The sequence below is a fragment of the Mycobacterium sp. E2497 genome, assembly GCF_001668695.1.
In the GTDB taxonomy this organism is placed as follows: Bacteria; Actinomycetota; Actinomycetes; order Mycobacteriales; family Mycobacteriaceae; genus Mycobacterium.
On record NZ_LZKD01000159.1, the window covers coordinates 1 to 9,573 of the forward strand.

Genomic DNA, 9,573 nt, shown 5'->3' on the forward strand with positions numbered 1-9,573 from the left:
GGTGGTGAACGGAATCGACAGCCGGCCCGCGTCGGTGAGCGTGCGCAGCCGTACCGCCGGGTCTTTGTCCGGACTGCCGTAGTGCGCAAGACCTTTCGTTTCGAACAGCCGCCGCGAGGTCGTCTCGAGCATCATGCCCATTGACGGCGCCACCGGCTTCAGCCGGGCCATCTCCGACCAACTCATCACGCCGGGGTTCAGGTGCGGCAGCAGTCCGGACAAAGACCCGGCGGTACGGCTGCGCACGCTCACCGACGCGGGCCGGCTGTCGATTCCGTTCACCACCGGGCTGCTGGTCGGGATCGGGGACACGCTGACCGAGCGGGCCGACACGTTGCACGCGATTCGCAAGTCGCACAAGGAGTTCGGGCACGTTCAGGAAGTGATCGTGCAGAACTTCCGGGCCAAGGAGCACACCGCGATGGCCGCCGTTCCCGACGCCGGGATCGACGACTACCTGGCGACGGTGGCGGTCGCGCGGTTGGTGCTCGGTCCCGGCATGCGCATCCAGGCGCCCCCCAATCTGGTGTCCCGCGACGAGTGCCTGGCGCTGGTGGCGGCCGGGGTGGACGACTGGGGCGGGGTGTCGCCGCTGACCCCCGATCACGTCAACCCCGAGCGGCCGTGGCCCGCGCTCGACGACCTGGCCGACATCACCGCCGAGGCCGGATACGAACTCGTGCAGCGACTCACCGCCCAGCCCAGGTACGTGCAGGCGGGGGCGGCGTGGATCGACCCGCGGGTGCGGGGGCACGTGCTGGCGCTGGCCGACCCGGCGACCGGCCTGGCCCGCGACATCAATCCGGTGGGCCTGCCCTGGCAGGAGCCCGACGACGTCGCGTCCGCCGGGCGGACCGACCTCAACGCGGCGATCGACACCGAGGGCCGCGCCACCGAAGCCCGCAGCGATCTGGACAGCGCCTTCGGCGACTGGGAATCGATCCGCGCGCACGTGCACGAGCTGACCGTCCAAGGCGCCAAAGCGCCAGAACGCCTAGACACCGACGTGCTCGCCGCGCTGCGGGCCGCCGAGCGCGATCCCGCCGGCTGCACCGACGGCGAGTACCTGGCGCTGGCCACCGCGGACGGACCAGCACTGGAAGCCGTTGCCGCGCTGGCGAACTCGCTGCGCCGCGACACGGTGGGCGACGACGTGACGTTCGTGGTGAACCGCAACATCAACTTCACCAACATCTGCTACACCGGGTGCCGGTTCTGCGCGTTCGCGCAGCGCAAGGGCGACGCCGACGCGTATTCGCTGTCCACCGAAGAGGTGGCCGACCGCGCGTGGGAGGCGCACGTCGAAGGCGCCACCGAGGTGTGCATGCAGGGCGGGATCGACCCGGAGTTGCCGGTCACCGGCTACGCCGACCTGGTGCGCGCCGTCAAGGCGCGGGTGCCGTCCATGCACGTGCACGCCTTCTCTCCGATGGAGATCGCCAACGGCGTCACCAAGAGCGGGCTGAGCGTGCGCGAGTGGCTGATCAGCCTGCGCGAGGCCGGGCTGGACACCATCCCGGGCACCGCGGCCGAGATCCTGGACGACGAGGTGCGCTGGGTGCTGACCAAGGGCAAGCTGCCGACTTCGGAATGGATCGACATCGTGACCACCGCGCACGAGGTGGGCCTGCGGTCCTCGTCGACGATGATGTACGGGCACGTGGACAGCCCGCGGCACTGGGTCGCCCACCTCAACGTGCTGCGCGGGATCCAGGACCGCACCGGCGGGTTCACCGAGTTCGTGCCGTTGCCGTTCGTGCACCAGAGTTCGCCGTTGTATCTGGCCGGCGCGGCGCGCCCCGGCCCCACCCATCGAGACAACCGGGCCGTGCACGCGTTGGCGCGAATCATGTTGCACGGCCGCATATCCCAGATTCAGACCAGCTGGGTGAAGCTGGGTGTCGAGCGCACCCAGGTGATGCTCAATGGCGGCGCCAACGATCTGGGCGGCACGCTGATGGAGGAGACCATCTCGCGGATGGCCGGGTCCGAGCACGGGTCGGCCAAGACCGTCGAGGAGCTGACCGCGATCGCCGAGGGGATCGGGCGCCCGGCGCGCCAACGCACCACAACCTACGCCCCGCGGGCCGCTTAGCAGCCCGTGGCGGCGGGTATACCCGACGCCGTGAACCGACAGATCGATGACGACCGGTTCCCCGAGTGGCGGCCGTTCGTAGACGCGGTGCAGCGGCGCCGGCCCGACTCTGGCACCTGGTGTGAGGCCTGGACGGTGCGCGACATCGTCGTCCATCAGGCCGGAAACGCCGAGGAGATCGCCCGGGTGCTGGCCGCCCACCTGGACAGCGAACCCGTCGGCACCCGGGGCTTCGAGGAACGCGAGGGACCACTGCGCAACCTGAACGACGCGGACCTGTGGGACGCGCTGTTCGACCGGATGGCCACCCTGAACCGGATCGCGGAGGCGGCCGACGACGCGCCCCAGGACACCGACGTCGCATGGACGGGCCGCACCATGAAGGTGCCCTGGTTCGCCGAACACATGCGCGAAGAGCTCGTGCTGCACGGGTGGGACATCACCGGGGACCCCGATCTCCCGGCGACCTTCCAGGCCGGGCTGGCCGAGCCGTGGATGACCACCCACAGCGTCGTCGCCGTCGGCAAACCGTTGCTGGCCAAGGGGGCCAAGGGGCTTCGGCCGGGCGAGCGCATCGAGGCGCGGCTGCGGGCCCCGGACACCGACGACGTCGTGCTCGGCGCCGAAGCCGACCGCACCACCATCGAACTCGCCGCGCCCGAAGGCCCCGCCACGCTGGAAACCGACCCCGCCGCCCGCGTCCTGCTGCTCTGGGGGCGCAGGCCCGCGGACCCGTCCCGAATCTGCAGCCGCGTCGGGCCAGAAACGCTAGGCCGCCTGCGCGGCCTGCTCAGCGGTTACTGAACCGCCTCGACTCGGACGGCTCAGAAGTTGTTACAGGTGACCGCGACCTGGTTGATGTCGTCGTAGTACTTCATCGCCGACGGCATCGCCTGGATCTGCTGGGCCATCTGCTGGCGCTTCGGCGGCGGCGAGGCCAGGAAGCTGCGGATGTACGACTGCGCCATCGGCGAGCTGTTCAACTGCGCGGCGGCCGCCGGGTCGGTGGCGTTGAGCGCGGCGATCACCTGCCCGTAGTTGCACGTGGTGTTGATGATCGCGTCCGACGGATCCGCGGACGCGATTCCCGCGCCGGCGGTCAACGCGACGGCCGCACTACCGACGGCAACGGTCAATTTGGTCAACGACAGCCTCATGTGTGGACACCTTCCCCGATTAATGCACCGCTATAAAGGCGACGACATCTGCCAGCGGCTGCCGTCTGACGTCGAGATTACCAGGCGCCGCGAACATGCTTCCATCGCAATGACTATCGGCGGGCCCCGCTGGAGCGTGACTTTGTGCAGGTCAGTGGCCCGAGGCGACCGTTCGCCCTCGGCGAAACGACCCCCGGTCGCGGGGCCCGAGACTGGCAGTCTTAAATCGTCCATTTAACGGGCGTGCCAAGTGGTTGACGTGTATGTGCAACGTCTAGTATCAGTAACCGAAAGCTTTTGCCTGAGGCGGCCGGACGCGCCGGCCGCGAGCCGAAGAGCAGCCCACACTAAAAGCAGTACATGGAGGAGACGTCTGTGACCTACACGATCGCCGAGCCCTGTGTCGACATCAAAGACAAGGCGTGCATCGAGGAGTGCCCGGTCGATTGCATCTACGAGGGCGCGCGGATGCTGTACATCCACCCCGACGAGTGCGTCGACTGCGGGGCCTGCGAGCCCGTCTGCCCCGTCGAAGCGATCTACTACGAAGACGACGTGCCCGAGCAGTGGAGCCAGTACACGCAGATCAACGCCGACTTCTTCACTGAGCTGGGCTCGCCGGGCGGTGCGGCCAAGGTCGGCATGACCGAGAACGACCCGCAGGCAGTCAAGGACCTGCCGCCGCAGGGTGAGGGCGACTGAGCGGGCCGGGGCTGCATGAGCCCGCGGTGAGGCCGCGCGCCCCCCACGGGCGGGTCTCGGCGACCCTGCCCGAGTTCCCCTGGGACACCCTGGCCGACGCGAAGGCGCGGGCCGGTGCCCATCCCGACGGGATCGTCGACCTGTCGGTCGGCACCCCGGTCGACCCGGTCGCGCCGGTGATCTCCGACGCGCTCGCCGCCGCCGGGTCCGCGTCCGGGTATCCGGCCACCGCCGGCACCCCGCGGCTGCGCGAAGCGGCGGTCGCCGCGCTGGCCCGCCGCTTCGGCATCACCGGGCTGAGCGAGGCCGCCGTGCTGCCGGTGATCGGCAGCAAGGAGCTCATCGCCTGGCTGCCGACCCTGCTGGGGCTGGGGCCCGCCGACCTGATCGTGGTGCCCGAGCTGGCGTACCCCACCTATGACGTCGGGGCCCGGCTGGCCGGCGCGCCGGTGCTGCGCGCGGATTCGTTGACGCAGGTGGGTCCGCGATCGCCGGCGCTGGTCTACCTGAACTCCCCGAGCAACCCGACCGGACGCGTGCTGGGCGTCGACCACCTGCGCAAAGTGGTCGGCTGGGCGCGCGAGCGGGGCAGCGTGGTGGCCTCCGACGAGTGCTACCTGGGCCTGGGCTGGGAGGCCGAACCGCTGTCGATCCTGCATCCCTCGGTCTGCGACGGCGACCATAGCGGGCTGCTCGCGATCCACTCGCTGTCGAAGAGCTCGTCGCTGGCCGGCTACCGGGCCGGATTCGTGACGGGCGACCACGAGCTGGTGGCCGAGCTGCTGGCGGTGCGCAAGCACGCCGGGATGATGGTGCCCACACCGGTGCAGGCGGCGATGGTCGCCGCGCTGGACGACGACGCCCACGAGCGGGCGCAGCGGGAACGGTACGAGCGGCGGCGGGCGGCCCTGCTGCCGGCGCTGCGCTCGGCCGGATTCACCGTCGACCATTCCGAAGCGGGCCTCTATCTGTGGGCCACCCGTGGCGAGCCGTGCGCGGACAGCGTCGCGTGGCTGGCCGACCGCGGCATCCTGGTGGCTCCCGGGCATTTCTACGGTCCGCGCGGCGCGCAGCACGTGCGCGTCGCGTTGACCGCCACCGACGAGCGGATAGCCGCCGCCGTGCGGCGGCTCGCCTAGCCGAGGCCGACCGGATGCCGCCGCGGCGGCGGCGAACGTGCACAATGCAGCGGAGGTGTTTCGTCCGCTCAGGTTAAGGACGGTGGTGGTGACGACTTCGGCCGGCAAGCTGCGCATCCCCCTTTCGGTCGGGGACATCGTCAAGCGCGTGTTCCTGGGCAAGCCGCTGATCACCGAGGACATCGCTTCCGAGAAGTTGTCGAATCCGGTTGCCCTGGGCGCCCTTTCGCCGGACGCGGTCTCCTCGGTCGCCTACGGTCCGGAGCAGATCCTGATCGAACTGCTGCCGCACGCCGGGTTGGCCGCCTTCCTGTTGCTGCTCCCCATCACCGGTGTCATCCTGCTCATCCTGGTGCTGGTGGCCGCCTCGTACCGGCAGGTGGTGATGGCCTACACCCGGGCGGGCGGCTCCTACATCGTCGCGCGCGACAACTTCGGACCCCGGGTGGCGCAGATCGCCGCCGCGGCGCTGTTGATCGACTACGTGGTCACCGTCGCGGTCCAGTCGGCGGCCGGGACGGTTGCGGTGGTGTCGGCGGTCCCCGCGCTGGGCCCCTACAGCCTCGAATTGACCGTGGCTGTGGTGCTTGTCATCTGTTACGCGAACCTGCGCGGGTTGAAGGAGGCGGGCCTGCCGTTCGCGGTGGCGACCTACTCCTTCATCGCGATGGTCGGCCTGACGATCGTGGTCGGCGTGATTCGCGCGGCCACCGGGAACCTGCCGGTCTACGATCCCGCCCACATGGCCGGAACCGTGCCGGTCCACCAGGGCAACGGGTTGGTGCTGGGCGCCACGATCCTGGTGTTGCTGCGCGCGTTCGCCAACGGGGGTTCGTCGCTGACGGGTGTGGAGGCCATCTCCAACACGGTCGACTACTTCCGAAAGCCCCAGGGCCGCAACGCGCGACTCGTCCTGACCGCCATGGCCACCATTCTCGGCCTGCTGCTGGCCGGCGTCGCCTACCTCGCCCACGTCACGCACGCCACGCCGTACCTCACCGAGTACCCGTCGGTGCTGTCGCAGATCGGCCGCGCCGTCTTCGGCAACGGCATCCTCGGCGACGTCTTCTACATTCTGGTGCAGGCTTCGACGGCCGCGATCCTGTTCACCGGCGCGAACACCAGCTTCAACGGCTTCCCGGCGCTGGCCAGTTTCGTTGCCGAGGACCGCTTCCTGCCGCGCCAACTCACCAAACGCGGTCACCGGCTGGTCTTCTCGAACGGCATCATCACCCTGACGGCGCTGTCGGTGGTGTTGCTGGTGGTGACCGGCGGCTCGGTCAACGCGCTGGTGCCCTTCTATGCGATCGGTGTGTTCACCGGCTTCTCGATGGCCGGCTACGGAATGACCAAACACCATCTGACGCACCGCGAACCGGGATGGCGACGCCGCCTGGCGATCAACCTGTCCGCAGCGGTCCTGTCGACGATCGTGGTGGGCATCTTCGCGGTGGCGAAATTCACCGAGGGCGCGTGGCTGGTGGTCGTCGTCTTCCCGCTGCTGGTGTTCATGCTGATGCGGCTCAACCGCGAATACCGCGCCGAGGCGGCCATTCTCGAGATGTTCCGCACCGACCGCCCGGAGTTGGTGAAGTACGCGCGGCACCGGGTGTTCGTCCTCGTCGACTCCGTTGACCTGGCGGTGATCGAAGCGCTGCGGTACGGCAGGGGATTACGGGCCGACGAGCTGACCGCGGTGCACTTCATGGTCGACCCGGCCCACGCCGCCCAGCTGCGGAAGCGCTGGGATCACTTCGGGCTCGACACGCCGCTGCGGGTGGTGGACTGCCCGGACCGGCGCATCAGCCGCGCCGCGCAACTGCTGGTTGCCAAGGCGCGCGACGAACAACCGCACACCAACGTGACCGTGCTGCTGCCGCGTCGAACGTTCGCGCGGCTGCTGGGCCGGCTACTGCATGACCGCACCGCCGACAAGATCGCCCGTGCCGTGAGCCTGGTCCCGGACGCGGCGGCGACGATCGTGCCCTACGACGTCGAATCGCGCATCAAGGAGGCCTACCCGGACACCTTCGAGCAGCGGCTCGCGCAGGAGATCGACAAGCTCGAAGCCTGGGTGTCCAAGGGGGAGGACGAGAAGGTCGACTCCTACGAGCATCCCGAGCGGCCGGCGTCGGTGATCCTGGTGGCCGGGCTGATCTCGGGGCAGCGCGCCACCGTCGAAGGCCGGGTCAACCAGGTCGAAGACGTCACCGACCGCGGCCGGACCCTCCGCCAGGTCGTCGTCGGGGACAACAGCGGGGAAATGACGGTCACCTTCCGCCCCGGCCATGGGGGCGCCGACATTCAGCCCGGCCAGCTATTGCGCCTCACCGGGAAGGCCCGCCAGACCGGCAACCGCCCCATCTCGATGGTGGATCCGGTGTATTGCGTGATCGAGGACCCCGCGAAGGCCGTCGGCTCCGGCGAATCCGAAGAGGGCAGCTAAACGTAATGCTGCGCGAAGCAACGGATTAGCCGCACCGCGGGCAAATGCCCGCGCTGACGAGCGCCGTACCGCAGAGATCTTTCCCCTACCTCGCGAATTGCTCTGGAAAACAGGGGGTTTCGTCGCGTGCAGGTCGCGCCCGGGGTTCCGGGTGAAAGGGCCGGGCCGCGCACCCGATGCGGCCGGAAACGGCAATCGGGGCGGTGAGCCGGGCGTCGATGAAATTCGGGTCGGTAAGCTGGCGGCCGCACGACTGCGCAACGCCGTTGGGGGAGAACAGGGGACTGCACATTGCGTGCCGCAACCGCCGCACCCATTGCTGTCATCGGCATGGCCTGCCGGCTTCCCGGTGGGATCGATTCTCCACAACGGCTGTGGGACGCATTGTTGCGCGGCGCCGATTTCGTGGGCGAGATCCCCGCCGATCGGTGGGACGCCGACCTGTACTACGACCCCGAACCCGGGGTGCCCGGCCGCTCGGTAACCCGGTGGGGCGCCTTCCTGGATGACGTCGGTGGCTTCGACTGCGATTTCTTCGGTATGACCGAGCGGGAAGCCACCGCGATCGACCCGCAACACCGCCTACTGCTGGAGACGTCCTGGGACGCCATCGAGCACGCGGGGCTCGACCCCGCGCGGCTGTCGCACTCGCAGACCGGGGTCTTCGTCGGGCTGACGCACGGCGACTACGAGCTGTTGTCCGCCGACTGCGGTGCCGCCGAGGGGCCGTACGGATTCACCGGCACCAGCAACGCCTTCGCGTCGGGCCGCGTCGCCTACACGCTGGGTCTGCACGGCCCGGCGGTCACCGTGGACACCGCGTGCTCGTCGGGCCTGATGGCCGTCCACCAGGCGTGCGGCAGCCTGAACGGCGGTGAGAGCGACTTCGCCCTGGCCGGTGGCGTCGTCGTGACGCTGGAACCACGCAAATCCGTCTCCGGCTCCCTGCAGGGCATGCTGTCGCCGACCGGCCGCTGCCACGCCTTCGGCGCCGACGCGGACGGATTCGTGTCCGGCGAGGGCTGCGTCATGCTGCTGCTCAAGCGGCTCGACGACGCGCAACGCGACGGCGATCGCATCCTGGCGGTGGTGCGCGGCACCGCCGCCAACCAGGACGGCCGCACCGTGAACATCGCGGCGCCCTCGGAAACCGCGCAGGTGGCCGTCTACCGGAAGGCCCTGGCCACCGCCGGGATCGACGCGGCGACCGTCGGCTTCGTCGAGGCGCACGGGACCGGCACCCCGGTCGGGGATCCGATCGAATACTCGAGCCTGGCCGCCGTGTACGGCACCGAGGGGCCCTGCGCGCTGGGTTCGGTGAAGACGAACTTCGGGCATCTGCAGTCGACCTCCGGGCCGTTGGGCCTGATGAAGGCGATCCTCGCGCTGCAGCACGGCATCGTCCCGCGCAACCTGCACTTCACCCGCCTGCCCGACGAGATGGCGCAGGTCAAGACCGAACTGTTCGTGCCGCAGGCCAACACGCCCTGGCCCACCGACGGCCGGCACCCGCGCCGCGCCGCGGTGTCGTCCTACGGCATGTCGGGCACCAACGTGCATGCCGTCCTGGAAGAAGCACCGGCGCAGGCGCCGGAACGCGGCACCGCGCCGAATGGCGACGGCCCGCTGCTGTTCCCGGTGTCGGCCACGTCCGCGGAGCAACTGCGGGTCACGGCCGCCCGGATCGCGGACTGGGTGGACGAGCACGCCGGCGCGGCCGGGAGCGCCGGCCTGCGGGATCTGGGCTACACCCTGGCGCGCCGCCGCGCGCACCGGCCGGTGCGGACGGTGGTCTCGGCCGGCAGCTTCGGCGAGCTGAGCGCGGCCCTGCGCGATGTCGCCGGCAGTGACATCCCCTACGAACACGCCGTCGGGCAGGACGACCTCGGGCCGGTGTGGGTGTTCTCCGGGCAGGGGTCGCAGTGGCCGGCGATGGGTGCCGAACTGCTGGCCAGGGAGCCGGTCTTCGCCGCGACCATCGCCGAGCTGGAACCGCTGATCGCTGCGGAATCGGGGTTCTCGGTCACCGCGGCC

General features: G+C 69.9%; 6 protein-coding genes and 2 pseudogenes. 6 read left to right on the forward strand and 2 right to left on the reverse strand.

Annotated features, from left to right (window positions below; genetic code table 11):
- Positions 1–219, reverse strand: a pseudogene (locus A5713_RS27655) (hypothetical protein); the annotation flags it as partial.
- Here A5713_RS27655 and A5713_RS14610 point away from each other — a divergent pair.
- Both A5713_RS14610 and A5713_RS14615 read left to right on the forward strand, forming a co-directional pair.
- A pseudogene (locus tag A5713_RS14610) lies at positions 209–2,095 on the forward strand (bifunctional FO biosynthesis protein CofGH); the annotation flags it as partial. The pseudogenes A5713_RS27655 and A5713_RS14610 overlap by 11 nt on opposite strands.
- Before the next feature lie 30 nt (positions 2,096–2,125).
- Positions 2,126–2,899 (forward strand): maleylpyruvate isomerase N-terminal domain-containing protein, encoded by a 774-nt coding sequence (locus A5713_RS14615; protein ID WP_068096490.1) that lies wholly within the window; start codon positions 2,126–2,128, stop codon positions 2,897–2,899.
- 20 nt (positions 2,900–2,919) lie between these two features.
- Here the strand turns inward: A5713_RS14615 and A5713_RS14620 are convergent, their stop codons facing one another.
- Entirely contained in the window at positions 2,920–3,252 is a 333-nt protein-coding gene (locus A5713_RS14620) for a hemophore-related protein (protein ID WP_067920009.1), read from the reverse strand.
- A 375-nt stretch (positions 3,253–3,627) separates the two neighbouring features.
- Here A5713_RS14620 and fdxA point away from each other — a divergent pair, with 375 nt between their 5' ends.
- From fdxA to A5713_RS14640, 4 genes are all read left to right on the forward strand, one after another.
- Positions 3,628–3,954 carry a ferredoxin gene (gene fdxA, locus A5713_RS14625; RefSeq protein WP_068096492.1) on the forward strand — a complete coding sequence of 109 codons (327 nt, stop codon included), beginning with the start codon at positions 3,628–3,630 and terminating at the stop codon, positions 3,952–3,954.
- Between the two features lie 26 nt (positions 3,955–3,980).
- Entirely contained in the window at positions 3,981–5,093 is a 1,113-nt protein-coding gene (gene dapC, locus A5713_RS14630) for a succinyldiaminopimelate transaminase (RefSeq protein WP_068096488.1), read from the forward strand.
- 88 nt (positions 5,094–5,181) lie between these two features.
- Positions 5,182–7,539, forward strand: coding sequence for an APC family permease (locus A5713_RS14635; protein WP_067918573.1), 2,358 nt, complete (start codon positions 5,182–5,184; stop codon positions 7,537–7,539).
- A gap of 291 nt (positions 7,540–7,830) precedes the next feature.
- The coding region (locus tag A5713_RS14640; protein WP_156751890.1) for a type I polyketide synthase at positions 7,831–9,573 on the forward strand (1,743 nt) is incomplete at its 3' end.